23 protein-coding genes are annotated in these 25006 nt (G+C 47.0%); 10 read left to right on the top strand and 13 right to left on the bottom strand.

Annotated features, from left to right (window positions below; genetic code table 11):
- The first annotated feature begins 123 nt into the window (after positions 1-123).
- Positions 124-1083, top strand: a complete 960-nt coding sequence (mnmL, locus tag ACZ5PW_RS03860; RefSeq protein WP_464558109.1) for a tRNA modification radical SAM protein MnmL/YtqA — start codon at positions 124-126, stop codon at positions 1081-1083.
- Positions 1084-1212: 129 nt separating this feature from the next.
- Here the strand turns inward: mnmL and pstA are convergent, their stop codons facing one another.
- The 3 genes from pstA to ACZ5PW_RS03845 form a co-directional block, all read right to left on the bottom strand.
- Positions 1213-2163: a phosphate ABC transporter permease PstA gene (pstA, locus tag ACZ5PW_RS03855; protein WP_464558107.1), complete on the bottom strand. Its 951-nt coding sequence runs from the start codon at positions 2161-2163 to the stop codon at positions 1213-1215.
- Between the two features lie 36 nt (positions 2164-2199).
- Positions 2200-3063, bottom strand: a complete 864-nt coding sequence (gene pstC, locus ACZ5PW_RS03850; protein ID WP_464560481.1) for a phosphate ABC transporter permease subunit PstC — start codon at positions 3061-3063, stop codon at positions 2200-2202.
- A gap of 603 nt (positions 3064-3666) precedes the next feature.
- Positions 3667-4485 (bottom strand): PstS family phosphate ABC transporter substrate-binding protein, encoded by an 819-nt coding sequence (locus tag ACZ5PW_RS03845; RefSeq protein ID WP_464558105.1) that lies wholly within the window; start codon positions 4483-4485, stop codon positions 3667-3669.
- A gap of 223 nt (positions 4486-4708) precedes the next feature.
- On the opposite strand from ACZ5PW_RS03845, the gene ACZ5PW_RS03840 reads away from it, so the two are divergent.
- The 5 genes from ACZ5PW_RS03840 (at position 4709) to ACZ5PW_RS03820 (ending at position 9254) form a co-directional block, all read left to right on the top strand.
- A complete protein-coding gene (locus ACZ5PW_RS03840) occupies positions 4709-6058 on the top strand; it encodes a protoporphyrinogen/coproporphyrinogen oxidase (RefSeq protein ID WP_464558103.1) in 1350 nt (449 codons plus the stop codon).
- Positions 6059-6068: 10 nt separating this feature from the next.
- Positions 6069-7145: a M24 family metallopeptidase gene (locus ACZ5PW_RS03835; RefSeq protein WP_464558101.1), complete on the top strand. Its 1077-nt coding sequence runs from the start codon at positions 6069-6071 to the stop codon at positions 7143-7145.
- Between the two features lie 98 nt (positions 7146-7243).
- On the top strand, positions 7244-7519 hold the full coding sequence (locus ACZ5PW_RS03830; protein WP_464558099.1) for a DUF4911 domain-containing protein: 276 nt from the start codon (positions 7244-7246) through the stop codon (positions 7517-7519).
- A 312-nt stretch (positions 7520-7831) separates the two neighbouring features.
- Entirely contained in the window at positions 7832-8641 is an 810-nt protein-coding gene (locus ACZ5PW_RS03825; protein WP_464558097.1) for a ParA family protein, read from the top strand.
- Positions 8642-8771: 130 nt separating this feature from the next.
- Positions 8772-9254 (top strand): methyltransferase family protein, encoded by a 483-nt coding sequence (locus ACZ5PW_RS03820; RefSeq protein ID WP_464558095.1) that lies wholly within the window; start codon positions 8772-8774, stop codon positions 9252-9254.
- A gap of 106 nt (positions 9255-9360) precedes the next feature.
- Here ACZ5PW_RS03820 and ACZ5PW_RS03815 read toward each other — a convergent pair whose 3' ends face one another.
- The 3 genes from ACZ5PW_RS03815 to ACZ5PW_RS03805 form a co-directional block, all read right to left on the bottom strand.
- Positions 9361-10119: a class I SAM-dependent methyltransferase gene (locus ACZ5PW_RS03815; RefSeq protein ID WP_464558093.1), complete on the bottom strand. Its 759-nt coding sequence runs from the start codon at positions 10117-10119 to the stop codon at positions 9361-9363.
- A 51-nt stretch (positions 10120-10170) separates the two neighbouring features.
- On the bottom strand, positions 10171-10911 hold the full coding sequence (locus ACZ5PW_RS03810; RefSeq protein WP_464558091.1) for a 4Fe-4S binding protein: 741 nt from the start codon (positions 10909-10911) through the stop codon (positions 10171-10173).
- A gap of 227 nt (positions 10912-11138) precedes the next feature.
- A complete protein-coding gene (locus ACZ5PW_RS03805; protein WP_464558089.1) occupies positions 11139-12668 on the bottom strand; it encodes a YifB family Mg chelatase-like AAA ATPase in 1530 nt (509 codons plus the stop codon).
- Between the two features lie 139 nt (positions 12669-12807).
- Here ACZ5PW_RS03805 and ACZ5PW_RS03800 point away from each other — a divergent pair, with 139 nt between their 5' ends.
- Positions 12808-13923, top strand: a complete 1116-nt coding sequence (locus ACZ5PW_RS03800; protein WP_464558087.1) for an EAL domain-containing protein — start codon at positions 12808-12810, stop codon at positions 13921-13923.
- Between the two features lie 123 nt (positions 13924-14046).
- On the opposite strand, the gene ACZ5PW_RS03795 is transcribed toward ACZ5PW_RS03800, so the two are convergent.
- The gene (locus ACZ5PW_RS03795) at positions 14047-14463 is read right to left on the bottom strand and encodes a bacteriohemerythrin (RefSeq protein WP_464558085.1); all 417 of its coding nucleotides are present in this window, start codon (positions 14461-14463) and stop codon (positions 14047-14049) included.
- Positions 14464-14674: 211 nt separating this feature from the next.
- On the opposite strand from ACZ5PW_RS03795, the gene ACZ5PW_RS03790 reads away from it, so the two are divergent.
- Complete coding sequence (locus ACZ5PW_RS03790) at positions 14675-15661, top strand: glycosyltransferase (RefSeq protein WP_464558083.1); 987 nt, start codon at positions 14675-14677, stop codon at positions 15659-15661.
- A gap of 64 nt (positions 15662-15725) precedes the next feature.
- On the opposite strand, the gene lepB is transcribed toward ACZ5PW_RS03790, so the two are convergent.
- From lepB to ACZ5PW_RS03760, 6 genes are all read right to left on the bottom strand, one after another.
- Positions 15726-16328, bottom strand: a complete 603-nt coding sequence (lepB, locus tag ACZ5PW_RS03785) for a signal peptidase I (protein ID WP_464558081.1) — start codon at positions 16326-16328, stop codon at positions 15726-15728.
- A 53-nt stretch (positions 16329-16381) separates the two neighbouring features.
- Positions 16382-18187 carry a translation elongation factor 4 gene (lepA, locus tag ACZ5PW_RS03780; RefSeq protein WP_464558079.1) on the bottom strand — a complete coding sequence of 602 codons (1806 nt, stop codon included), beginning with the start codon at positions 18185-18187 and terminating at the stop codon, positions 16382-16384.
- A 257-nt stretch (positions 18188-18444) separates the two neighbouring features.
- Entirely contained in the window at positions 18445-18840 is a 396-nt protein-coding gene (locus tag ACZ5PW_RS03775; RefSeq protein WP_464558078.1) for a GtrA family protein, read from the bottom strand.
- Positions 18841-18845: 5 nt separating this feature from the next.
- Positions 18846-20345, bottom strand: a complete 1500-nt coding sequence (locus ACZ5PW_RS03770) for a glucosyltransferase domain-containing protein (protein WP_464558077.1) — start codon at positions 20343-20345, stop codon at positions 18846-18848.
- 20 nt (positions 20346-20365) lie between these two features.
- Positions 20366-21298 carry a glycosyltransferase family 2 protein gene (locus ACZ5PW_RS03765; RefSeq protein ID WP_464558076.1) on the bottom strand — a complete coding sequence of 311 codons (933 nt, stop codon included), beginning with the start codon at positions 21296-21298 and terminating at the stop codon, positions 20366-20368.
- 635 nt (positions 21299-21933) lie between these two features.
- On the bottom strand, positions 21934-22353 hold the full coding sequence (locus tag ACZ5PW_RS03760; RefSeq protein ID WP_464558075.1) for a hypothetical protein: 420 nt from the start codon (positions 22351-22353) through the stop codon (positions 21934-21936).
- 274 nt (positions 22354-22627) lie between these two features.
- Between ACZ5PW_RS03760 and ACZ5PW_RS03755 the strand changes: the two genes are divergently transcribed.
- Together ACZ5PW_RS03755 and gltA are read left to right on the top strand one after the other, a co-directional pair.
- Positions 22628-23464, top strand: coding sequence for a sulfide/dihydroorotate dehydrogenase-like FAD/NAD-binding protein (locus ACZ5PW_RS03755; RefSeq protein WP_464558074.1), 837 nt, complete (start codon positions 22628-22630; stop codon positions 23462-23464).
- Positions 23457-24872, top strand: a complete 1416-nt coding sequence (gene gltA / locus ACZ5PW_RS03750) for an NADPH-dependent glutamate synthase (RefSeq protein WP_464558073.1) — start codon at positions 23457-23459, stop codon at positions 24870-24872. Before ACZ5PW_RS03755 ends, gltA begins: the two co-directional genes overlap by 8 nt.
- The last annotated feature ends 134 nt before the right edge of the window (positions 24873-25006 follow it).

Raw genomic sequence — 25006 nt, 5'->3', positions numbered from 1 at the left:
CCCTGGTCCGATCATGAAGCTCGTCATACTCTGCCCGGAATAGTTAGCGGGCGCAAAAGAGGTCGCCTTTCAAAGGCGGATTTACATTTTTTAATCAAACATAAATAAAATCGAAGGTAAATAATGTATCGCTTTTACGGCCTTGCAGCCCGGCTGAGACAGACATTCGGTGAACGGGTGCAGAAGATTCCCCTTGATTTCGGCTTCACCTGCCCTAACAGGGATGGTAAAATATCCCGAAGAGGCTGTATATTCTGCAGCCCTCAAGGTTCCGGTTCCGGTCTCCATGCCCTTGAAATGTCCATCCCCGAGCAATGGGGCCACTGGCAAAAAAAACTGTCCGGACTTTATAACGCCAGGCTTTACCTAGCTTATCTCCAGTCGTATTCCAACACCTACTGTTCAGCCGAGGAGCTCAAGAGTGCTCTGGACCAACTGCACGGACTTGAAGGACTTGCAGGAATATGTATAGGTACGCGCCCGGATTGTCTTGATTCTGAAAAACTGCAACTGATTCAGAATCTCAATCTCCCCGAAGTCTGGCTTGATCTGGGTCTGCAAAGCTCCGATAACCAGACTCTCAAGACAATAAACCGCGGCCATGATTCCGACTGCTTTGCCAAAGCAGTCCACCTGTCAGACAAACACAATATTCCTGTCTGTGCACATGTCATTGCCGGACTGCCGGGTGAAGGAGAGGAGGAGTTTATAAAATCGGTTGAATTTCTTAATTCACTGCCCATTCATGGAATCAAATTCCATAACCTTTTTGTCGGCAAAGGAACTCCGCTGCACTCCATATTTGAAAATGGACGTTACTCTCCCATAACTCAGGACGAGTATATTTCCATGCTCATTAGAGCCATCTCCATTTTACGCCCGGACATAGTTATTCACCGCCTGAAAGCGGATGCTGTACCCGGTGAGCTTATTGCCCCCGGGTGGGTGCAGAAAAAAAGATTGGTTCTCAACGAGATTGAAAAGGCTATGAAGGCGGGAGGCATATGGCAGGGGTGTGCAAGACCCGATGCTGGGAACTGTCCGCCGGACTGGTTCAGTCCTGATTTCCCTTCTCCGTTTTAAAAATTCCAAATAACGCACAACATGCGTTACAAAACCGGGTAACCGTTCATATCAAACAGGAAACGGCCCGCATCCGGGGTAGGAGCGGGCCGTTTCGAGCACGGTCAAGAGGGTGAGGATGTTAAATATCTACTTTGCTATTCTCTGCTGCATCTTTGCGCGGATGTAAATAGCAATCATGTTCATACCCAGAACCAGAGTAATAAGGACCAATGATGTTCCATACTGGATATGTCGTGTCTTTTCAATTTCAGTACCTGCAGTGGCAAGTACATAAATATGATAGGGAAGAGCCATAACATCGTCAAAAATGGACTGCGGCATTTCCGGAGTGAAAAATACAGCCGCGGTAAACATGATAGCAGCGGTTTCACCTGCAGCTCTGGACAATGTCAGGATGGACCCGGTGAGCATACCGGGCAGCGCAGCTGGAAGCACAACCTTATAGATGGTCTGCCACTTGGTGGCCCCAAGCCCCAGAGAAGCTTCGCGGTAAGTCTGCGGAACAGACTTGAGAGCTTCCTCAGATGCACCGATTACGAGAGGAAGTGCCAGCGCGCCGAGAGTGCAGACTCCCGCCATGATACTTACGCCCATGCCCATAACCGTAACGAACAGAGACAGCCCGAAAAGTCCGAAAACAACTGACGGAACCCCGGCAAGGTTGTTGATCCCGAGGCGGATAATACGCACCAGCTTGGGCGAGGTGGCGTACTCATTAAGATAAATAGCAGTCGCCACACCCCAGGGAAGCGCAATTAGCAACGCACCGTAACTGAGAACAACTGTTCCCACGATACAGGGCAGAATCCCACCCTCTGTCATTGAATTTCTTGGGGCCTCGGTAAGAAATTCCCAGCTCATGGCCGGAAGGCCGTAGTAAAGCACGAATCCGCAGATAATCAGCAGGGCTAAACCATTTATGGCTGCAGCCCCTTTGAACAGCAGAAAAAACAGCTTCTGTATTTTTTCCCTTGTGGAGTGGTTGCTGTGTCCCGGATCGATCAAGGTCTCAGAGACCTGCTCATTAGTTTCCATCATTGAATTTACTTGCTCTATGGTTTCAGCGGAATTGTTCATTTTCATTCCCCGGTGGTTTTACGTCCATGTACCTGGCTACAGGGTGGCAGAACCGACCTGTTTATACTTGTGGGAGACATAATCGGCCACAAGGTTGAAAGCCATTGTGAAAAGAAAGAGCACCATGCCGATGGCGAAAAGTGCGTAATAGTGTTCACTGTGGTACGGAGCCTCGCCCATTTCAGCAGCGATAGACGCGGGCATGGGGCGTACCGGATCAAAGATCGAAGTAGGCAGAAGTCCGGCTCCACCGGCGACCATGAGCACAACCATGGTTTCCCCGATCGAGCGGGCCATTCCAAGAATAACCCCGGTTGAGATACCGGACAGGGATGCGGGGACCATCACTTTGTAAATAGACTGCCAGTGGGTTGCTCCCAGTGCCAGAGAAGCTTCCTTCAATTCAGCAGGCACTGAATAAAGAGCGTCCTCTGAAATACTTGTGATAGTGGGAACCGCCATGAACGCCAACATGACAGAAGCGTTGAAAAGGTTGAGACCGACAGCGATATCAAAAGTATTCTGCAGAAAAGGAGCGACAACAACCATCCCGAAAAAACCGATAACGACTGAGGGCAATGCGGCCAGCATTTCCACAGCAGGCTTTACGATATTACGAATTTTAGGAGACGCGATTTCAGCGAGGTAAATGGCTGTCATTACGCCCAGGGGTATGGCGATGAGAGAGGAAAGAAGAGTAACGGCACCAGAACCGACAATAAGAGGCCAGATACCGAGTGCCGGGGGCTCATCAGTCGGATACCACTCAAACCCGAAAATAAAGTCGGTAAAGGAAACAGAGTGGAATACGGGAAGCCCTTCGACAAAGAGAAATACCATAATCAGGAAAAGAACCAGAACCGAAGTGAATGCCGTGACCAGAAAAAAAGAATGAATCATGCGCTCTATTGTGCGGCGGCCAAGGTCAAGTGAAGACAGAGTATAGATAATCACGCCCATAAGCCCGAGTATTCCACTGAAAACATACCAGCCTGTGGAACGGGAGGAAACCATATTCTCTGCACTGTCTTTGATGAGTTGCAGGGTTTCTTTGTCTCCTTTATTCTTACCCATGACTTCGGAGTCGGTGCGTACAAAGGTATAAATCCTGTTCAACTCGGAATTGAGCTCCTTGACCCGGAGTTCCTTTTCAGCAGCTGTAATCGAGGACTCTTCCGTGCTTTCAGCTACTTCATGAGTGGAAAGCATCATGACTTTCTTAAGAGCACCAACGGCACTCATAGAATAGTCTCCCCTCTGCTCCACCTTCTCGACAGCGGAAATAAAGATCTGTTCAGCTTCGGACCTGGTACCGAGTTTATAGGCATAAACTCCGGTAACAACTGCGAGTATGATGAGAAGTAAACAGATGTTGCGGGACGTGATCACGACTTTTCCCCTGATAAATTTTATTTTGTTCTAATTAGCGTAAAATCTCCGGGAGGCTCCAGCCTCCCGGAGTATTCTATTATATCGGACCCGGTTTTCCGTTCATCCCGGATACTATTTTACGGGAATGAAGCCGGTGTCAGCAGCAAGTTTCTGGCCTGCGGGGCTCATCATGAAATCAAGAAGAGCTTTTACTTCACCGGAAGGCTTGCCGGGGGTGTAGAGGTTCAGACCGCGGGAGATGGGGTAGGAACCGTCTTTAGCTGTGGCAACAGAAGCGGATACACCATTAACAGTAACGCTTTTGAGCTCCTTGTTCAGATAAGCGAGACCAACGTAGCCAACTGCTTTTTTGTTCTTTGCGACAGCCTGAGCTACAGCACCGTTGGAAGCCTGGAGCAGTGCACCGGGGAATACACGATGTTTCTTACCGTCTTTCTTCATGATTTTGCTTTTCCAGCAGTCGTAGGTACCGGAGGAAGTGTCACGGGAGATGACAACAACTTTTGCATCTTCGCCGCCAAGTTCTTTCCAGTTTGTGATTTTGCCGGTGTAGATGCCGAAGAGCTGGTCTTTGGTCATTGCGCCAACAGAGTTCTCGGGGTTAACAACGGGGACGATGCAGTCAAGGGCAACGATGAACTGTTCAGGAGCGCGACCGTTGTCTGTAGCTTTCTGAACTTCAGCGGCTTTCATGTCGCGGGACATCATGGCGATGTCAGTGGTACCGTCGATGAGTGCCTTGGCACCGTTGGAAGAACCACCGCCGGAAATAGAGATGGAAACGTTGGGGTTGGCTTTCATGAAGGCTTCAGCAGCTTTCTGCATAAGAGGCAGAACAGTGGTGGAACCTTTAACCTGGATGGTTCCTGCAAATGCGGAACCTGCAAATGCCATTACCATTACAGCAACAAGAGCGATAATTTTTTTCATTATTTCCTCCAAAATGTGGAATTTGATTTCAGACCCAGATTCACCGTGTCCGTTTTCTGTCACCGAGAAACTGTCTATCTGAGATTGGTTACAAACCTGTTACGAAGAGAAGAAAGGTCAGTGACATAGTCATTTTATCGCTATTTCGTGGTTAATTGAGCTGGTGGCACACCCCTTGCTTTGAATTCACAAAAGCTAATAAACGCAAGGCGGAGAATACCCCATGAAAACCAGATATGCCATTATCGGCGCAGGTCCAACGGGACTTGGCGCAGCGAGGAGACTTACCGAACTGGGTGAAAAATCTTTCATCGTACTGGAAAAAAATTCCTGGGCTGGAGGACTTGCCTCAAGCTTTACCGATGACAAAGGATTCACATGGGACATAGGCGGACATGTCGCCTTCTCACATTATGAATATTACGACAGACTTCTCGATGAACTACTGCAAGGTGACTACATAGAGCATCTGCGGGAATCATGGGTAAGATCCTGCCGCACCTGGGTCCCCTACCCCTTTCAAAACAATGTGCGCTACCTTCCGAACCAGGAACGATGGGAGTGTGTGCGAGGCCTTCTGCCCGGAGAGAGAGCCGAAGAGGAACCGGAAAACTTCGAAGAATGGATTAACAAAATATTCGGAGCGGGCATCGCCAGACATTTCATGATGCCGTACAACTATAAAGTATGGGCAACCTATCCCCGGGATATGGCCTTTTCCTGGATCGGTGAACGGGTCAGCGTCATTGACCTTCGGTCAGTGCTCAAGAACATCCTTCTTGAGCGGGACCAGCTTTCATGGGGACCTAACAATAAATTCAGATTCCCCCTGAAAGGCGGAACCGGAGCGATTTTCCGGAGGCTGGCTGAAACAGTTTCCGGACACATAAAATACGACACAGAAATTGTTTCAATCGACCAGCAGAATAAGATCATCAGGGACAGCAAAGGCACCTCCTATGAATACGATTACCTGCTCAACACCGGCCCAGTGGATATTTTGACCACGCGCTGGCTGCAAAACGCTGATCAAAAACTTATAAATGCCGCAGATATGCTCAAACACAACGGAGTTATTGTCACGGGAATAGGTCTTTCATCCTCCAAACCGGACTCCCGCTGCTGGATGTATTTCCCTGAAAACGACAGTCCGTTTTACAGAGTTACAAATTTCCACAACTACTCACCCAACAACACACCTGTTCCCGGGAAGGGACGTGCTCTGATGTGCGAAGTCTCCTACTCTAAGGATAAGAAGGTGGACGAATCAAAAGTGGTTCAGGAAGTCGAAAGCGGTTTGGTAAACACAACCATGCTTGAAGAATCAGACCGCAGGGACATTATCTCCCGCTGGTCCATAAATGTGGATTACGGCTACCCCATCCCTTGCCTGCAACGCGATGAAGCGTTACAGATTTTACAGCCTGCTCTTGAATCCATGGACATATACTCCCGGGGCCGCTTCGGTGGCTGGAAGTATGAGGTCTCCAACATGGATCATTCGGTAATGCAGGGTGTAGAATGGGCTGAAAGGATGGTTAACGGTCAGCCTGAAACCACATACAGGATCTAAAGTTACACACATGACAATTCCAGCTTCCACCTATGAAAAAAGGCGGGAGAATGTTCGCAGAATCCTCAAGGATCGCGGCCATCCCCCGCTTTTAGTCAATTTTGCAGCCAACAGGTACTACCTGAGCGGCTTTGAACTCCACGACCCCCAATGCAACGAGACTGCCGGATGGCTCATAATCAATCCGGACGGACGTGACTTCCTGCTTACCGACCCCAGATACCATGACGCGGCCCTCAGGGTCTGGAATGAAGAGGATATTTTCATATATTCCGGACGAAAATATGATGCCTTACGCGATTTTTTCAAAGCCAACGGCTTCAGCAAACTTGCATACGACCCAAAATCCATAAATATTTTTGAACACGAAAAATTAACAGAACTCTGTGAACTCAAACCGGTTTCCGGACTGGTTGAAGATCTCCGCCTGATCAAGGATGAAGACGAAATCAGACTCATGGAAGAATCCTGCGCTCTGAACCATAAGGTTTATGAACTGCTTCAGCCGAAACTCAGGGAAGGGATGACCGAGTATGAAATTTCCTGGGAAGTGGAACAGCTGTTTCGCAATAACGGAGCATCCGAGCTTTCTTTTCCTACCATTGTAGGAATCGGCCCCAACGCCGCTCTTCCCCACGCTATTCCGGGCAATGATAAGCTCAAGGAAGGGGATCTCGTTCTGATTGATATGGGTGGAAGAATGGGCGACTACTGCTCCGACCAGACCAGAACTTTCTGGATCGGCGATAAACCCTCTGAAAGGTTTCTGACCGTCCGCGAACAGGTTCAGGAAGCTCAGATGGCCGCAATCAATACCTTGCGTCCCGGCCTGCCCATCCAGCACGCCTATCATACCGCCAAGGCAGTTTTTGAAAAATACGGAGTTGAAAAATACTTCACACATTCATTGGGCCACGGCATAGGGCTTGAGACACATGAAATGCCGAGCGTAAGCCCGATTGCCAAAGGAGAACTCAAACCGGGAATGGTAATTACCATAGAACCCGGACTCTACTATCCCGATTGGGGTGGAATTCGCTGGGAATACATGGTCCTCATAACCGAAGACAGCTGCAAAATTATGTAATATTCTGTGCTGAGTCTTTTTGAGAAGCTATGCTCAGCACACCTGTGTGCCCCCTGATTATACGGGGGCACAGTTAACCCTTCAAGCCTAGAAGTATTATGGCCCGCAGAAAAAGAAAACCACGTCCGCGCCCGCTTCCCCCGCCGCCGGAACAGTCAAAGCGTATTTATATTCAGATCAAACCGTCAGACATAGCTATTTTCCGTTTTCTCATGGAGGCCGCGGATAATCTGGCACTCTTCACCATTGCAGACAGATTCAAGGGAATTCTTCTCATTCGCTACAGCCCTCATCAGGAGCGGGAATTTTTCGAATTTATCGCGGGGATGAAGGAAGAGATTGAAATAACTTTTGTTCACACACCTCTTAAGTGATCAAAGCCTGCAGGTTGCAAGACACAGCAGTTTCGAGAGCCTTAACGAACGGGATCCTGAATCTTCAGGATCCCGTTTTTTGTATTTTATCCAAAATTAACTTTAATGCACATCAACGTCTTTGAATTGTTTTGCAAATTAGGCTAAGAGTAAACTAAAGATCACAGAAGATACTTTTCAAAATGTATTCATGTGTTTTGGACATATCCATTTTCGTAAAAATATACCTGCAAAACAGATGTTACAAAATCTCACTGGTGTCCAATTCCAAACAGTAAGAAGATAACAAACATCGCAAAGTGGTGCCAAGTTATGAAAACAATAGCATGTTACAACATGAAAGGCGGAGTCGGGAAAACAACATCGGCAGTTAATCTTTCATATTTAAGTGCCGCTAACGGCTACCGGACCCTGATCTGGGACCTTGACCCGCAGGGAGCTGCGACTTTTCATCTTGGGGTTGAGCCTTTACAAAGCACTAAACTTAAGAAGATTATCAAAGATAAAAAGCTTATCAAAACTCTGGTTGAACCTACTCCTTATGAGAACCTGTCGATACTGCCCGCTGGATTCGAGTACAGAAATATGGATCTTGTGATGGATGACAGCAAAAAATCACGCAAAAAAATGGGCAAGATAATGGAAGCATTCAGTAATGATTTCGATCTTTTCATTTTTGACTGCCCGCCCAGCATATCAAACCTGTCCGATGCAGTTTTTACCACTACAGATTATATTGTCATGCCGCTTATCCCGGCTGTCCTTTCGAAACAGACTTTCCTCAAGGTGACCGAGTACATGCAGAGCCTTGCCGACTCAACCGCGGAAATCATCCCGTTTTTCAACATGGTAGACCGCCGCAAAAGCGGTCATCGTATGCTGGTGCTTAAAACAAAACAGGAATTTCCCGGAGTCTTTTGTGACAACGTCATCCCCGCCCGGGCAAATGTTGAGAGAATGGGGGTGGAACGCTCTCCGTTACACGTTTTCGACCCCAAATCCGATGCGGCAATATCCTACTCTGCCCTATGGCGGGAACTGGAACGCAAAACCGGATTAAAAACCAATACTGCTCACCAGAAAACTTCACCCAAACCTTCCAAAATTATAAGCTCAAAATGAATCTACAGTTGTTCCGCTCTCCGGTTTTTGTTGACAAAATAAGTTATCTTATTCAAATTTATATAAGTATCTGAAACATTATCAAACAAGCGACAACTGTGACTGAAGCATCAAAATACAGGGGAGTTAAATGGAAGAGAAAAAGAAGATTCTATTCGGTGTTGGTCCCAAGATATTCAAACCGACCATAATTTACTGTGTGGCCTGCCTGATTATCACACTTATATTTCCCAGGATATTCCTGATGAGATTCCTCCCGGGAGCGGCTTTCAACATCACCGGCGGTATTCTGCTTGGCATCGGTATAGCCTTTCTGTTTATATCCGGAACCGCCGTGAAGAAGGCAGTGCAGAAAAACCGCCTCGAAAAATCCGGAACTTTTGCGATAGTTCGCAACCCACTCTATTTTGCGTGGATATCGTTCATATTCCCCGGTGCCGCATTTGCCTCACAGGCATGGCTGTTATTCGGAATGAGCTTTTTGGCTTATTATAAATTTCTGCAATTCATTCCGGAAGAAGAAGAGCAGTTGGAAGAAACCTTTGGCAGGGAATATATTGATTACAAAAAAGAAGTTCCAGCCATCGTGCCCAACCTGAAAGAACTGCTCTAGCAAGACTGGATTCAAATAAAGTCAATTAGAAAGCCTCCGGCAGATCTGCCGGAGGCTTTCTAATTATTTCTTATTTTGCGCTTCAACTGAAACGGCAGAAAAATTATCATGTAGCTCCGGGACAGGGACTCGGAGCAGAAGACCGATTCCGGGCCAAAGGCTCATTACGCGCGCCGATCGAAGCAAAAGTAGGACCGAATCTATTCGAGGTCTTTTCCATAACAACGCTGAAAAGATCCCTGGGCAAAGCTCCTTCACTCATTCTTTCGATGCTGTGGATTTTAAACCCGCTGGCAAGTCCCCTGATTTTCTCTTCACTGAAAAAGTGTACAGCAAAATCCCCCACTTCAAAGAGATCCTCGCCAAGATGCTCTCCTGCCCGGTAGTGCCTGTCAAAAATATTTCTTACAGAATACACGGCTAGTCCACCGGGTTTCAGAACGCGGTGAAGCTCGCTCATGAGGCAGGATATTTCACAGTTGGTCAGTTCCATACAAAGCATCATGTGCGAAAAACAGGCATCAAAACTTTCGTTTTCAAAAGGCATGCACATGCGTACATCGAAAAACCTTGGATCAACATAGGTAGCAAGCTCTTCAGAACCGGCCCGGGACTCAATTTCAGCCAAAGCTGCTCGTGAATAATCCAAAGCCGTAACCCTGATCCCGTCCCTTGCGAAAAGAAAGGTATCACGCCCCTGACCGCATCCAGTCTCAAGCACCGAACGAACGCTATGTTCCCTGAAAAGGGCGAGTGCCTTCTCACCCAGCAGGCTGGGCTGATCACCGAAGTAAGCCTGAGATTCGGTAAAAACCTTATCCCAGAGCTCCTGCTGCTCAGTAGCGGTGTTCATGACAGACTTCATTACCCCTCCTGTTTACAACCTGTTTGGTAGGTAATATTACACTAACCGGAACTAATCAACCGCCGATACAGGGCAAACGTTGACACACTGGCCGCAAATAATACACTCCGTGGACCTTACAGGCATACCGCTACCGATCATACTCATTACATCTACATCCATAGGGCATATTTCATTGCATTTTCCGCAATTGATACAGTTATTGCCTGTAGGCTTTTTCCGGATCAGAGTAAAACAAGTTCCCGGTTTCATCACCAGCGAAACCGGACACATAATTTTGCAGAAAGCTCTTTTCTTACGATAGATAAAAGCCAGAAAAACGGCGGATGCATAGTAGAACAGATTACCGGCGATAAACCACAAAAGCTGCCCCTGCTTGCCTTGCGCGGTATCAATGTGAAGTCTTTGATAGTCATACCCTGCTATCAAAAACAGAACGGGGACAAGCAGTGAAATTAAAAGAACGGGCCAGCGGAGAAAGATCATTTTCCGAGGAATCGGCCTGTTTTCAGCAATTGGCAGCCAATCCAGAACCGCTGCAGTCCAACATGCCCATCCGCAGAAACCTCTTCCCCAGATCAGCGGGCCACCGATTTTGGCAACGGCGTAATGAATGAGCACACGGGTGAAAACTCCACTGCTCAGAAAAAAAGCCGCATAAAAAACGGTTTCCTCAATTTGAAGATTCTCTCGCTGTATCAATCCAAGAAAGATCAGAAACACCGGAGAGATGGACAGGATTGCAATTTTACGCCCCAGATCTTTATCTTTCCCCCTCAAACAGGAGGACACAATTATTCCGGCAGATATACACCCGCCGATGTAAGGAAAAATCAATAGAAATCCCCACCAACCGATTGCGAGATAAAGAACTCCACCAGCAATTGAGCCAATCACAAACGGCAGAAGGAATCTTATACTAAAATTGCAATTCTTGATTTTAAACATAAACAGAACATATCTGAGAAACTGTAAGAGACAACAAGATAAGATTCCATTTCTGTTACAACAAGGGACTTCTACCCTGTCTGACGATCCATACTGCGGTAGTTGATCGCTTCAGCCAGGTGCGGAACCTGAATATTCTCATCTCCTCCGAGATCGGCAATAGTCCGAGCGATGCGCAGGATTCTGGTATAGGCCCGGGCGGACAGGCCTAGACTGCGGACAGCCTGCTCCAGAAAAACATGCTCAGGTTCTGTCAGCCTGCAGAACTTCTCAAGTGAAGAACCTGATAGTTCACTGTTAGTCAGAATGGGCATGTCCTTATATCTTTTGGCCTGAATTTCGCGCACTCTTTCAATGTTCGCCCGCATTGTCGCGGAATCAAGTCCGGAAGAATCCCGTAAATCCTTGTAGTCCACTGCCGGGACTTCAATCTGCAGGTCAATACGGTCAAGAAGGGGGCCGGAAAGGCGGGAAGTGTATCTTGCCACTGCCTGTGCCGAACAGGAGCAGGCGTGCCTGTCATCTGTATAGTAACCGCAGGGGCAGGGATTCATGGCCGCTACCAGCATAAAGTCAGCTGGATAGGAAAGAGACATTGCTGCTCGGGAAATTGTAACCTCGCCACCCTCAAGAGGCTGACGCAGCACCTCAAGAACATTCTTCTTGAATTCAGGTAGTTCATCCAGAAAAAGAACTCCCCTGTGAGCCAGAGAAACCTCTCCGGGCTTGGGGTAGGCTCCTCCGCCGATAAGACCTGCATCGGAAATTGTATGATGGGGTGAGCGGAACGGACGTGTGACAAGCAATGATTTGTCCCGGTCCAGCTGTCCGGATACACTGTAAATTTTCGTAACTTCGAGGGCTTCCTCAAAAACAAGAGGGGGAAGCACTGTGGGAATACGCTGGGCCAACATGGTTTTTCCACTTCCGGGAGGGCCGATGAAAAGCAAATTATGATTTCCCGCAGCACCGATTTCAATGGCACGCTTGGCGTGTTCCTGCCCCTTTACTTCTGAAAAGTCCTTTGCATGGCTGCAACGTCTCTCCCAAAGAATTGAAGTATCAAGCTCTGCCGGAGCAAGCTGAATCTCTCCGGTAAGAAAATCGACCAGCTCCGCTAGAGTGGGGATACCATAAACATCAAGCCCCTCTACCACTGCCGCTTCATTCACATTTTCAGGGCTTACAATCAGCCCGTTTGCTCCCTTGCGGCGAGCTTCTATCGCCAGTGGCAGGATGCCATGCACAGGCTTTACACCGCCTGAAAGTGAAAGCTCTCCTGCCAGAAACCAGCCATCCAGTTTATCCTGATCAACAATTCCCGCCGCTCCGAGCAATGAGACGGCCAGAGGCAAGTCATAAGCTGAACCGGCCTTGCGGATATCTGCCGGAGCAAGGTTGACAGTTATCCGGGAGGGTGGAAGCCTGTAGCCGCTGTTTTTCAGTGCGGAAAAGACCCGCTCTTTACTCTCCTTTACCGCGCCCTCGGCAAGGCCCACCATGGTAAACGCAGGCATTCCCTGCCGAGTAAGATCAACCTCCAGATCAACCTTGAACGCATCAATACCCATAAGAGCTGCACAGGAAACCTTCGCTATCATAACCGGCCCACTTCCCTTGATTATTTATGAAAAGAATAAACGTGCCCTTGATATAAGTTTTATGGAACCATTGCAAGAAATTAGGTAGACGGTTACATTCCAAGTTAAAGAGGCTCAAGGTTGACCAACTGCGATATTTATGAATAATTCAAATATGATCGAAATTGATAGAATTTCCACGAATAAAGGCTGCTCAAGATGTGAAAGTCTTCCTGCACCGATACCTGAACAGGGAACCCTCTTCATTGCTCCCCCGGTTGCCCCTACCTCAAATGCAATTATGGGTTACCTCAAGCAAATGGGAATGGACTACTACACCCTGCATGAAGGTATCTTCGCAGTCAGATTCAAGTGTGAACAACTTAACCGGTTATGTAATGAGTTTCTGGTTGAAGTCAGTGAACTTGAGCTTAAAGACACAAAATGCCTCATCCTCGCTGACAAGGAAGAACTGACATTTCACCATCTCACACAAATGCAGCCCCTGCAGAGCATATTGGCCAGAGTACAGGGCAAATGGTTATTTGAAACTCTTCAGGAAAAAAGGGTATACAGTCATTTCCAGCCGATTGTCGAAGCCGGAAACCCTTCCTCTGTTTTCGCTTATGAATGCCTTGCCAGAGGAAAAAGCGCAGATGGAGAAGTGATCAGCCCTGTAATTATGTTCGATATCGCGGCCAAGGCCGATCTACTTTTCAACCTTGACCGGGCGTGCCGGATGTCTGCAATAGAAGGTTGTGTAAAATTCGGCCTGAAAGAAAATATTTTCATAAACTTCACCCCCGGAACAATCTATAATCCTGAGTATTGTCTGCAGACGACAATGAGGGCTATAAACAAAGCCGGAATCTCACCGGAACAGATTATATTTGAAGTTGTTGAAACTGAAAAAATAACAAATGTTGAACACCTGTTAAGTATACTGGAATATTACAGGAAGAATGGTTTTAAAGTAGCCTTGGACGACCTCGGTGCCGGATATTCGTCACTGAATCTGCTGACCAGACTTAAACCTGATTTTGTAAAAATAGATATGGAACTGATCCGCAATGTTGACAGCGACCCCTATAAAGCCGTGATAACTGAAAACCTTATTAACATGGCCAGAGAATTAGGGACCAGAACAATTACAGAGGGAGTTGAAACTCTTGAAGAGTGGAATTGGGTCAGGAATAAAGGAGCGGATTATGTCCAGGGATTTCTTTTCGCAAGGCCTGCTGCACCCCCGGAATCCATTCATGTTCCGGCAGAATAAGAAAAAGTATGAAGTAAAGCAGTAAAGATCTTCTGAGCACATCAAATTCCTCTAATCCAGATTCTGCAACATACAAATGCGCGAAAATTAAATAACCGCATCACTGCCACAGGCTGGAAAAATTTACTTTTTCCAGCCTCCTCCCTCAGACTTGGCATATTGGGCAACTTTATAATCTTCACGCAGAATATGCTCAATCAACCATGTGGACAGCAACTCTTTTACCTCATCCCACGAGACATCTTCTTTTCTGAACCTTGATGACTGAAAATACTTCACGCGATCCTTGAGCTGCTTGTGTATCTGTTTATGCTTCATCAATTCGGGGTAATCAATTTTCTCCATGAAACTCTCCTCCGCATTGAAATGATGCACAGCATATTCCCGCAGTTGTGCAAGCAGACTGTCAACAACAGCATCACTGCCACTTTTTTTGACCTGCTCAAGAACATCGTTAATGATTGAGATAAGTTCTTTATGCTGGCTGTCTATTTCATCAACTCCGAGATTAAGGCCGTCATGCCATTCAATCCTACCCATATGCCCCTCACCTTTAATTATAAGAACAGAGTAAAAGTGCTATGATTATGCATCATCTGCATGATTGTTACAACTTATGCCGGAACACAAGACACATACAATTTCGATTCTTCAACGCTGGTTGCTTTTAAAATATATCAGGGTTAGAAATATCAAGGAATATAAATATGTATCAAGATTATGACCCACCCATTCTTCGGAGCCCGGACTAATGCCACAATTCCTGCCCAAAGGGAAAGTATGCATCGCAGTAACCGCACATAACAGGAGTGCGCACACCCGCAGAACTATAGATACTATTTGTAAATATGCAGGATGCGACTTCACACTATGTGTAGTAGACAATGCCAGCACCGACGATACATGGGAAGTACTGACAGAACTCCTCGACCAAGGGAAAATTAATTTTGCATACAGGTTCACCAAGAACATGGGACCTGCAGTTGCGACAAACTACATCTGGTCACAGTTCGATGCTTCCAGCTATTTAAGACTAGATAACGATATCTTTTTTTCTAAAGAGGGCTGGCTCAGGACCATGTGTGAGATGATCGAGAAACACAAGGATGTCAGTGCTCTTTCATACCCCATTTTCTATACCCCTGCCCACTATAAGATAATCAGGACCGAGTTTGGTGAAGAACTGCTGGATAGAGCGGACAGGAACGGATCTCATCCGGGTGGCCTATTTATGATGGACAACCGCTCATTCAAGGAAACAGGGGGATGGAACGAAGACTATGGTTCATATGGAGCAGAAGACGGAGATTACAGTTTAAGACTGGATTTATTGGATAAAAAAAGACTCTACATTAATTGTTTCGATTGGGGCACTCATGATGACTTCACTGCAGAGGACAATGATGCATACATCAAAGCAAAGCATCTCCGCCAGAAATCGCACACCCAGTACGGAGGCTTATTTCAAATCAATACTTTGATGTATCACTACAAATTAAGATGTCTGAAAGTCGGCAGAAAATACATCCCATCCTCAGACGGACATGAAGTTTCCTTTAAATTGAACAGCGATTACACCAACCGCATAACGAAGATTCAGTCTGAAATACGAAAAGCCCTACGCAAAACAGATGAGCTGAACATCACCATCGACAGGATAAACAAGAAAATTCTTACCCAGCTGGTTAAGCTTGTAAACCCGGAATCAACCATAGACTGCCTGGACGACACTTACTGAAAAACTAAAGCCCCGGCACATGAAGTACCGGGGCTTTCTTATATCCAGATTTCAACCTGCTGAGCTAATGTATCAAATCTCCAATACGCTCCCAGCGAACGGTCTTGGGACCACCCCATGACCAATAGATTATCCACGCCTTTCCTAAGATATTCTCACGAGGCACATTGCCCCAGAACCGGGAATCATTGGAACCGTCACGGTTATCCCCCATAACGAAGTACTCGTCTTCAGGAATTACCCGCGGCGGCATATTGTCGCGCATAGTTGAAACGTGGGCATTGTCAGTATACTGCACGTAAGGCTCATTCAGCTCTTTGCCGTTCACGAAGACCTTTTTGTTCTTGATCTCCACAGTATCTCCAGGCACACCGATGACCCTTTTGATATAATCCTTACTGGGATCACCTGGGTACTTGAAAACAATAATATCCTTGTACTCTGGATCTCCCACCGGAAGTACTATCTTTCCGGTAAAAGGAATCTTAACCCCGTAGGAAAATTTGCTTACAAGCAAATGATCGCCAATCTGCAGAGTCTGCAGCATGGAACCTGAAGGGATTTTAAAAGCCTGTACAACAAAAGTTCTTATTACAAGGGCCAGCAGAAGCGCGATAAAAAGCGCTTCGATATATTCTTTGACAGTGCTCTGCCATCTGGGATTCATGATAATATCCTTCTATTCGCCTGCGTAATTTTCGCAGGGAGTAGCATTTTTATTTATTCTTCGCCAGCCTTTAATACTGCCATAAACGCTTCCTGCGGAATCTCGACATTACCCATCTTTTTCATGCGCTTTTTACCTTCTTTCTGTTTTTCAAGCAACTTGCGCTTACGGGTAATGTCACCGCCGTAACATTTGGCTGTAACGTTTTTGCGGAAAGGAGCAACCCTTTCCTTGGCGATAATCTTACGGCCTATTGCAGCCTGAATCACAATCTCGAACATCTGCCTCGGGATGGCCCTCTTAAGCTTGAGAGCAAGCGAACGCCCGAAGGGATAAGCGGAATCCTTGTGCACAATAGCCGAAAAGGCGTCCACAGGATCTGTATTGATCAGGATATCCAGTTTCACAAGATTGGACTCACGGAAGTCAATAATTTCATAGTCAAGCGAAGCGTATCCCTTGGTATGAGATTTAAGCTTATCGAAAAAGTCGTACATTATTTCCGCGAAAGGAACTTCGTAAGTAATGATAACCCTGGAAGATGTCAGATAACGCATATCCTGCTGAATACCGCGCTTCTCCTCGCAAAGCTTCAGAACGGCTCCCACGTAATCGTTGGGAACGTGGATCTCAAGACGGCAGTAGGGCTCGGCAAGGGATTCAAGATCTCCGCCTTCAGGCATCTTGCTGGGGTTGTCAATTTCAAGAACCTCACCGCTGTTCAGCTTTGCACGGTAAACAACAGATGGAGCAGTAGCAATAAGCTTAGCCTGAAATTCACGCTCCAGACGTTCCTGAATAATTTCCATATGCAGCAGACCCAGAAAACCGCAGCGGAAACCGAATCCGAGAGCAGTTGAGGTTTCAGGCTCAAAGGAAAAAGCGGTATCGTTCAGCTGCAACTTTTCCAGCGCGGCTTTAAGGGGCTCATATTCAGCCGGCTCCACGGGATAAAGACCGCAGAAAACCATCGGCTTTACTTCCTGAAAACCGGGAAAAGGTTCCTCTACCGGGTTGGAAGCAAGAGTTATGGTATCACCAACCGGAGCATCATTGAGTTCCTTCATGCTTGCGCAAAGAAATCCTACTTCCCCGGCAGCAAGCGACTTAACCTTGTTCGGTTCGGGAGTGTAGACACCAAGCGTGGTAACATCAAAAGTACGCCCGGTTGAATGAATCTGGATTCTGTCCCCTTTACTAAGGGTTCCATCCAGAATCCTGAACAACACGACCACTCCCTGATAGGAATCATACCAGGAGTCAAAAATCAGGGCCTTGAGGGGAGCCTCGGGGTCACCAGCCGGTGGAGGAAGATCGGTTACAATAGATTCAAGGACCTGATCAACGTTCAATCCGGTTTTAGCACTGATCATAAGCGGTTCAGAGCAGTCCAGACCGATAACTTCTTCGATTTCCTGAGCCACGCGCTCACAGTCCGAGCTTGGCAGATCGACTTTATTAAGCACCGGGACAATTTCAAGATCGTGATCCAGTGCCAGAAATACGTTGGCAAGAGTCTGGGCTTCAACTCCCTGAGTAGAGTCAACTACCAGAAGTGCACCTTCGGAAGCAGCCAGACTCCGGGAAACTTCATAGCTGAAGTCAACATGACCGGGGGTGTCAATGAGGTTGAGAATATACTCCTCACCATCCTGAGCTTTGTATGGAATACGGACAGTCTGGGCTTTAATGGTAATACCGCGTTCCTGCTCCAGTTCCATTTTGTCCAGATACTGGTCTTTTTTCTCACGATCGGAAACCAGCCCGGTAAGTTCAAGAATACGGTCCGCAAGTGTGGACTTCCCGTGGTCAATGTGTGCAATAATGCTGAAATTTCTTATATTTTCTAATTTTGCCATATTAATAACTGTCGGCGGACCTTAAGCGTCCGTCGGCTTATGGTTATTTGTAATTTTGGTTAACAACCCAGAACAAAGGTTAAGGGACTTCTTATTACGGTATTTGTCCGTATCTGTCTAATAGCTTTTACTCTCTACGCCAACGGATCGCTGCGGCTAAAAAACCTTGATTTAACAGCACAATCCACCAAGAAACCAGCTGCCTCAGGATAGCTTACAAAATAATCACAGCATCGGGCAGTCGGCAGAGACAGGCATCATTGCTGCTGCTTAACCCGGAACGTAAAAAAGCGGTTAACCGTGTACTGAGCGGCAACAACAATACCCAATGCAATAAATTTCGCCAAAAGACTGTTAAGCCCCAGGTAGCCGATAAGTCCCAGCAGGATAAAATTGGAAACAACAATCCCACTCAAACCGATGGCGAAGAACACAGCACACCGTCTGGCAAAATTATCGTTAACTTTGAAATTGAATTTATAATTCATGACGAAATTATTGAATATTCCGAGACACGAACTGACGGTATTCGCAGCCAGATAGTTGACCTCAAAAACTGAGTCCAGAATAAAGAAAGACCCGAAATCTACAACGGCTCCCCACAAACCAATAAGTATATATAGCCAGAAATGGCGGTCAAAGATATTTCGCATGGCAACTAACGTTTTTTGAACTCCAGCAGAAAGTCAGAGTTGTACCTGTAAAGTGTATAATAAAAGCTGTCGGCAATGACAGGCAGAGAGGCACGATCAACCGAGGAATACATGGCATCATCACTGATATCACGATAATTGTTAACCGCGCATCCGTAATAAGGGAGCTTATACTTGACGCTCCACGAACTGCCGGTATCCAGGCTGTGTATCAGCGGAAACGTGTCCTCCAGACGATAATAGTATTTTGAGTGGGAAAGACCACCGGAATAATAAACAATATTATCTCTGTGTGGGTTACTGTCATTTATCTTTTCGACAATTGATGCAAGCTGCGGCTCATGAAAGTCCGCTTCAATTTTGACCAGATTACCCATGATGTAGCTGAAACCGAAAGCTGAAATCAAAACAGGAGCCAGCACACAGTAAGTCTTTATTGAACTGCGGAACAACCACCCCGGAACCAAAAACATGAAAGCAAAAAGACCGCAAAAGGAAGTTAAAACCTGAAGATTGAGAGCAGCAGAATCTTTCAGCAGAGCCATATGCACAAAGGAGAACAGAAAAAGAATCACCGGAGCGAAAGGAACGACCAGAAGGGCCATCTTTTGCAGTGCCTTCAGATCACTGCCTAAAACCGCCCTTTTGTAAAGCATAATGCAAAAAACAATGCAGACCAGAAACAACAGCGAAAATAAAATAATCTGCTGCTGACTGAGAGCATCGAAAACCGAGGATACGATCACCACGGAATTATCTACAAGCTGCCCGAATCCTTCCGCTGAAAAGGAAACAGTCTCTGCCCCGGAAGCACGGCGCGCGATATTGGCAATAAAAAACAGCTTCAAAAACAGTTTGTAAGCCACAAAAGCTGAAATCAACTGGAGAATTCTGTGAAATAAAAATTCAATCGCCTCGACAGACCTGCCGCGACTGACATTGTGGACAAGCTCTATCACAGCTAAAGACATGAAAAATCCCAACGATGCCTGATACGAATTCAAACTCAGAAACAGGCATAAAGAACACTTCAAATAATAGTACAGAAGCTGTTTCCTGCCGCTTTCCGGCATGACGACAGCATATGGGACAAGCAGTAGAACAAGGCTCAAGGCAAGCCCGAGACTGTCCAACTGATAGGGGAACAGGCAGATCAGAAATGGATTCACAATAAATCCGAAAGAAATAATCCCGGACAGATAAGGATCACTAAGATCCACAAAAAGCCTGCGGACAAGCAGTCCGCCAAGTACGAAAATCGGAACTGACAACAACAAGGGGAGAGGGGCGGGGCTGTATATGGTTGTGGCGTGGTTCAGGAGACGCACAAGAATGGATGGCAGCAGACGCCCGTCGTCATCCCATGAATTACCTATGATGATCCTGCTGAAGTCATCGTTGTATGGAGTGTTGGATATGATGGTCGGCAGAATATATAAAAAAGTCATTCCGAACAGGATATAAACTGTTTTCTTTTCTTCAGGTGAAAGTCTCAAATTCAACATAATTTCTCCGGATATTTTCCCTATAAAATTCTTCGGACTATGTATACAGGTCTGTGTTTCGACTCCATATAAGTTCTCCCCAGATATTCCCCGATGATCCCGATCCCTATAAGCTGCAGACCACCCAGAAACGAAACCGTGACCATAAGAGAAGCATAGCCGGGAACATCAACCCCCAGAAACAAAACCTGAAACAATATCTTAAGGGTCAGGAGGAATGAGATTCCGGCAACAGCGGCCCCTATGTAAGTCCATATACGCAACGGAACCGTCCCGAAACTGGTGAGCCCTTCCAAAGCGAAATTCCAGAGCTTCCAACCATTGAACTTGGATTCTCCGGCCGCCCTCTCGGGGCGCACATAGTCGATCTGGGCTGCCTTGAACCCCACCCACGCAAAAAGGCCCTTCATGAATCTCTTGCTTTCGGGGAGACTGTTCAGAGCATCCACAACCGGACGGGACATCAACCGGTAATCACCTACATTATCCGGTATAGGCGGGTTGGAAATCATGTTGTTCACTTTATAGAAATATTTCGCGGTCAACCTTTTCAGAAAAGAATCGCTGTCCCTGTTACTTCTGCGGGCGAGCACCACGTCAAAGCCATCACGCCAGAGTGCTATCATATCGGGTATGAGTTCGGGCGGGTCCTGCAAATCAGCATCGATAGGTACGGCAATATCACCGGCAGCATGTTCAAGCCCTGCAGTAAGAGCGGCTTCCTTACCGAAATTGCGACTGAAATCTATAATCTTTATTTCAGGATGGATTTCTTTGAGCCTGAGGAGTTCCGCAAGAGTGTTATCGGTACTTCCGTCATTAATAAAAAGGTATTCCACCCTGACATCAGGGACTGTTTTCATCACCCCTGAAACCCTTTCCATAAATACATCAAGGACCTGATCTTCATTATGAACAGGTACGATAATTGACAGAAGACTGCTTTCACTCACTAAAATACTCCCGGTCTGTTCTGCTGCAAATGCCTTTGTAACCGCAGCCTGTTTTGAAACTGAATCCAAGTCAAGCCGATGGTTTTTTATAATCCAATGTCTTTAAAAAGCCAGTAACACATGCCCTTTTTTGAATTTAGCAGCAAGAAAAGACTTGAGATCCGGTTGTTGATAAAACTCCATCTGCAATATGCAGTGAAATCCCGGTGGACATTAATATATACAGCAAACTATGCCGAAAAGGATCTAACCTCACGATTTCACATACACTTCATCTAAGAATTACTTTTAATTTTTACATCGGATACTATCCCATCATTCTTCAGAGATATAATTTATCTGCAAAGCAGTATGCAGCAAAGAGCGTAAGAAACTATAATCTATCAAAAATGCCGATAAAACCTGAAAAAAATCACTTCAGAAACATTTGTTTCATTTTTATTACAAAAACGATTGATTGACCCATCAAATTATATTACGTCAAAAGGAAGATTTTATACAAATCTGCACACTACTGCACAGTTTCAGAAGTGGACTGCTAACTTTTCCCGTTAGTTACGGAGAGATAGAAGATTAAAGTCCGTGCAAGATTAAAGCTACTGCTTTGGCAGACTATTTCTGGATGTTCTTTGGAATCAGACTTTGCCCAGCGCGCTACCCGGAAGCGCATAATCAAGAGCTGCGGCCTGCTGAGAATAAGCGTTAACCGCTCTTGTTCGCATGTAGCCGGCACTCCCGGGACTGAATGTGGCGGAGTCCTCCGAAAGAGTCGCCTGCGTCAGCGCCAACTGTTGATAAACATTTTGGACGTGTCGCTCTTCGCTCTGGGTTCGAGGATAGGTTTTTGAACGGAATTTCTGTGAAGCCTTCTGGGCTTCACCCGGCTCAAATTCGAGGTCCTTTGCAGTGAAGTTTACGCCCAGCTTACCAATTCGAAAACCGAAACTGCGCGTTTTTACACGTGCGGTTACCCTTTCGACTTCCTTTTCCGTCTGCCCGGACCACATTTTCATATTTTCAGCGTATCTGCTGATACCCTGCGCCGCTATTTTCATTATTTACCCCATCGGAAAAACCGCTCCCCACGCACAAAAAAAGGCCGACCGCCACATGTGGCAATCCGCCGTATCTGCAAATGTTATGCAATCATCCCTGAAGGATACGCGGGAGTTACGGCTTCCATCCATGGAAGCTCATGAAAATAAAGAAATGTTAAGTAATGTTAAATATAATACTACTTGGCATGTTTGGCAAGTGCAGAAGACTAAGTCTTGCTTTCCGGGGGCCAAAGAATTAACTTCCCCTTAAACTTAAGCAGTGTAGGAGATTATGAGCAACAAAATTCTGACTAAAAAGGCACTTATCCCCGGCCAGACAAGCATGCTGGTCATTGACTGTCCTCAAATTGCCGTCAAGGCTAAACCGGGTAATTTCGTCATTCTGCGTATCCATGAAAAAGGTGAAAGAATCCCCCTCACAATTGCTGACACTGACCCGGAAGCAGGCACCATCACTATTGTTTACCTGGTTGTAGGTAAAAGTTCCGCCCTGCTTGAAACACTTAATGAAGGCGACACCATCCTTGATGTATGCGGTCCGCTGGGCAAGCCCACACACATTGAAAAGTCCGGCACTGTTATCTGTGTCGGCGGCGGAACCGGAATCGCAGCCATGCATCACATTGCCAAAGGCCACCACGAGGCCGGCAACCATGTCGTCGCCATTGTAGGTGCGCGCAGCAAGGACCTGCTCCTTTTCTGCGATGAACTGGGCGGCTTCTGCCCCGAACTCCTTATAGCCACCGATGACGGAAGCACCGGCCATAAAGGCTTTGTTACCGATGTTCTGCGCGACCGCCTTGAAAAAGACAAGGACGTTTCAGAAGTTGTGGCTATCGGCCCTGTTCCCATGATGGAAGCGGTGGCGAAAGTGACCAAACCTTTCAGAGTAAAAACCACTGTCAGCCTGAACTCTATCATGGTAGACGGTGTGGGTATGTGCGGAGCATGCCGCTGCAATATCGGCGGAGAAACCAAATTCGCCTGTGTGGACGGCCCTGAATTCGACGGACATGAAGTCGACTTCAATGAACTGAGAATGCGCCTCGCCCAATACAAAGAGCAGGAGAATGTCTCAATGGACCTGTTCAGGAGGGATCATGGTTAACAAACAGAACTTCACCCCCACCCGTACCCCCATGCCGGAACAACCGGCGGATGTCCGAAACAAGAACTTTCAGGAAGTTGCCCTGGGCTACTCCAAAGAAGAGGCCATGGCTGAAGCGGCCCGCTGTCTGCAGTGTAAAAAGCCGCTCTGCCAGAAAGGATGTCCTGTTGAAATCGACATCAAAAGCTTCATAAAGCATCTGGCCGACGGCGATATTCCTTCCGCCTACCGTGTAATCAAGGAAACCAACTCCCTGCCTGCTGTCTGTGGCCGGGTCTGCCCGCAGGAAACCCAGTGCGAGGGCGCCTGTATTCTCGGCAAAAAATACGAACCGGTGGCAATCGGCCGTCTGGAAAGATTTGTAGCCGACACTTTCGACAGTGATTCCGCCTGTGAAATGATCACCGGCCACACTGCATGCAGCCTGCCCAACGATCAGTTCAAAGTAGCCTGCATCGGTTCCGGACCTTCTTCACTGACTGTTGCCGGATACCTTGCAGCCAGAGGTGTTCCCGTTACTGTATACGAAGCGCTGCACGAAGTCGGGGGAGTACTTGTTTACGGTATCCCGGAATTTCGCCTTCCCAAAAACATCGTTGCCCGCGAAGTAGGCGCTTTGTGGTCCAAAGGTGTTACCTTCCTGCCCAACTATGTGGGTGGCAAGACCGTAACTGTTCAGGATCTGCTTGATGACGGTTATGACGCTGTTTTCATAGGAGTCGGAGCCGGGCTGCCATGGTTCCTCAATATTCCCGGAGAAAACCTTGTCGGTGTGTACTCATCCAATGAATACCTTACCCGTATCAATCTGGGCCGCGCATATGACTTTCCAACATACGATACTCCCGCTCCAAGACCACGCAATGTAGCCGTAATCGGTGGTGGTAACGTGGCCATGGACGCCGCCCGCACCGCTCTGCGACTGGGAGCCGAAAACGTATACATTACCTATCGGCGCACTCAGGAAGAAATGCCTGCTCGTGTCGAGGAACTGCATCACGCCATTGAAGAAGGAGTGCAGCTTGAACTGCTGACTTCCCCCATTGAGATCAATGGAGATGAAAATTCTCATGTAAAATCCATGACCCTGCAAATTATGGAACTCGGCGAGCCGGATGATTCAGGACGTCGCCGCCCGGTTGCTGTTGAAGGCAAGACCAAGGAACTGGAAGTGGACATGGTTATCCTCGCAGTAGGAACCGGAGCCAACCCCGTTCTGCTTGAAGCCACTCCAGGTCTTGAAACCAACAAATGGGGTTATATCGTTACCGATGCGGAGACCGGAGAAACTTCAATCTCCGGTGTATATGCTGGAGGTGATATTGCTGGAGGGTCCGCAACTGTTATCTCCGCCATGGGCGCAGGACGACGGGCCGCGAAAACTATTGCCGAAAAGCTTGGGGTCTAATGCATCCTTGATGCTTTATATCTTTGAAACACTCCCTGCAAGGCGACTTGTCCTTAAGGAATAATAATTCCGCGCACGGGCTGTTCCCGGACTCAGTCGCCAGTTGAGTCATGGATAGCAACACTTTCCTGAGT

This window comes from Maridesulfovibrio salinus (assembly GCF_055394525.1).
This window is presented reverse-complemented; position numbering and strand designations above follow the sequence as displayed.